Origin of the sequence: Leisingera sp. McT4-56, assembly GCF_020514995.1 — a bacterium.
Classification (GTDB): domain Bacteria; phylum Pseudomonadota; class Alphaproteobacteria; order Rhodobacterales; family Rhodobacteraceae; genus Leisingera; species Leisingera aquaemixtae_A.
In genome coordinates this window covers 1-1,900 of the sequence record NZ_JAJALF010000057.1, presented here as the reverse complement: position 1 = coordinate 1,900, position 1,900 = coordinate 1, and the positions used below count along the sequence as shown (strand labels likewise).

The following is a 1,900-nucleotide window of genomic DNA, read 5'->3' as shown; positions in this document are numbered from 1 at the left end:
AACGATACACAATCACCTGACGCGGGATGGAGCAGCCAGGTAGCTCGTCAGGCTCATAACCTGAAGGTCGCAGGTTCAAATCCTGCTCCCGCAACCAACACTAATTCACCTGACATATCAAAGGCTTCGGATCTGCCATCCGGGGCCTTCTTCGTGTCCGGGCCTTCCGCGCCTGCCGCAAGCCGCAACAGCCCGGCCAGATCTCCCTCCAGCGTCAGATCCAGGCCAGCGCCCTCCGCCGCAGGTGTCAGCACGATCCGCTCCACCAGAGACCGCAGCGCCTCCTTCGCCTCTTCCATGCCTGCGGCGGAACCAAGGCCCTTGATCAGCCGCCTGACCCGCTCCCGGTTAGCTTCGGCCATTGACGGGTGAAACACCACCGTGTCCGGGGCAGGGGTATGCTCCAGCTCCCGTTCCAGCTGCTGGCGCCGCGTGTCGAGCTCGATCATCCGGTCCTTCACCTGGTCTGCGGGAATGCCCGCAATGATCGCATCCACCAGCTTCTGGTGATCGCGTTTGGCACGGGCGAGCGCCTGTTCCTTTTCCTTGCGGTTCCCGGCGGCTGCGGCCTTCAGCCGGTTGCGTTCGGCTGTGTATTCTTCGCAGAAGACCTGCACCGCATCCGGATCCATCAGGTGGTTCGCCAGCGCATCCAGCACCCGGGCTTCCAGGTCGGCCTGCTTGATCGTGCGCTTGTTGCTGCAGACCGCGGCGCCCTTGTTCCTCGCCGGGGAGCAGCCGAAGCTGTCCCTGGAGATCTTGGCAAAGCCGCCGCCGCAGCAGCCGCAGGCCATCAGGCCGGAGAACAGCGTCTTCGGGCGGCGCCGGTCCCAGACCGGGGTCGATGTGCCTTTTGTCTTCAGCGCGCCCTGGCGGCTGCGGACTGCTTCCCAGAGTTCCGGGTCAATGATGCGCAGCTCTGGCACTTCGGTGATGGTCCATTCGCTTTCCGGGTTCAGGCGGGAAATCCGCCTGTTTGTCTGAGGGACCTTGTCGTAGCACAGCCGGTTCCAGAACTGGCGGCCGTTGTAGAGCTCATTGTTCAGAATGCCGGTGCGCCTTTGGCGGTTGCCATGGATGGTGGAGGCGCCCCAATGGCGGCCGGACGGGGACGGCACGCTTTCCTTGTTGAGCGCCTCTGCAATCTTTTTGGGGGACAGTCCCTTTGCATAATCCTGGAAGATCCTGCGCACGACCGCGGCCTCCTCCGGATTGATCTCGCGCTCCCCGCGGATCAGGTCGCCGCTGGCTGTGAGCTGCGGCTTCAGATCGTAGCCGTAAGCCTTGCCGCCAGCGGATTTGCCCGCCAGCGCACGCCCCTTCAGGCCGCGGTGGGTCTTCATGGCAATGTCCTTGAGCTGAATGGCGTTCATCGTGCCTTTGAGCCCGATATGGATCTCGGAGATCAGCCCGTCCGCCACGGTCTCGATTGGAATGCGGTGGAAACAGAACTGCTGGTAGACCCGGGCAATGTCGGCCTGGTCGCGACTCAAGCGGTCGAGGGCTTCAGAGATAAGCACATCGAAGCGTCCGCATTGCGCATCGCGCAGCAGGCTCTGCATGCCACTGCGCATAAGGCTGGCGCCGGAGATGGCGCGGTCGGAATAGGTGGCCACTACCTCCAGCCCCTGGGCCTTGGCGTAATCGGTGCAGTCGCGGATCTGGTCCTCGACAGAGGCGTCGCGTTGCAGGTCTGTCGAGTAGCGGGCGTAGATGGCTGCTCTGAGCCTGGGCTGGGACATGGCGGTGTTCTCCGGTGGTTTGATGTTAACCGGGAGAATTGCCGTCCCGGTGATCGGTGCGGGCTGCCTCGCGGGCGAGGGCGCGCAGGAGTTCGTGAAGTGACGCGCGGGTGCTGGCGTCCTGCCGGCAGGAGCCGTTTTGCGGGCGGCCGGGTGTT

1 protein-coding gene and 1 tRNA gene are annotated in these 1,900 nt (G+C 63.9%); one reads left to right on the top strand and one right to left on the bottom strand.

The window, feature by feature from the left end; genetic code table 11:
- Positions 1-20 precede the first annotated feature (20 nt).
- Positions 21-97: transfer RNA gene (locus LHL23_RS23350), tRNA-Met, on the top strand.
- On the opposite strand, the gene LHL23_RS23345 is transcribed toward LHL23_RS23350, so the two are convergent.
- Entirely contained in the window at positions 54-1,742 is a 1,689-nt protein-coding gene (locus tag LHL23_RS23345; RefSeq protein ID WP_226431751.1) for a recombinase family protein, read from the bottom strand. The two genes, LHL23_RS23350 and LHL23_RS23345, sit on opposite strands and share 44 nt — an antisense overlap.
- Positions 1,743-1,900: the final 158 nt, after the last annotated feature.

Coding starts and splice junctions, on each gene's coding strand:
- LHL23_RS23345 (WP_226431751.1), bottom strand. CDS start 1,742: ATGTCCCAGCCCAGGCTCAGAGCAGCCATCTACGCCCGCTACTCGACA.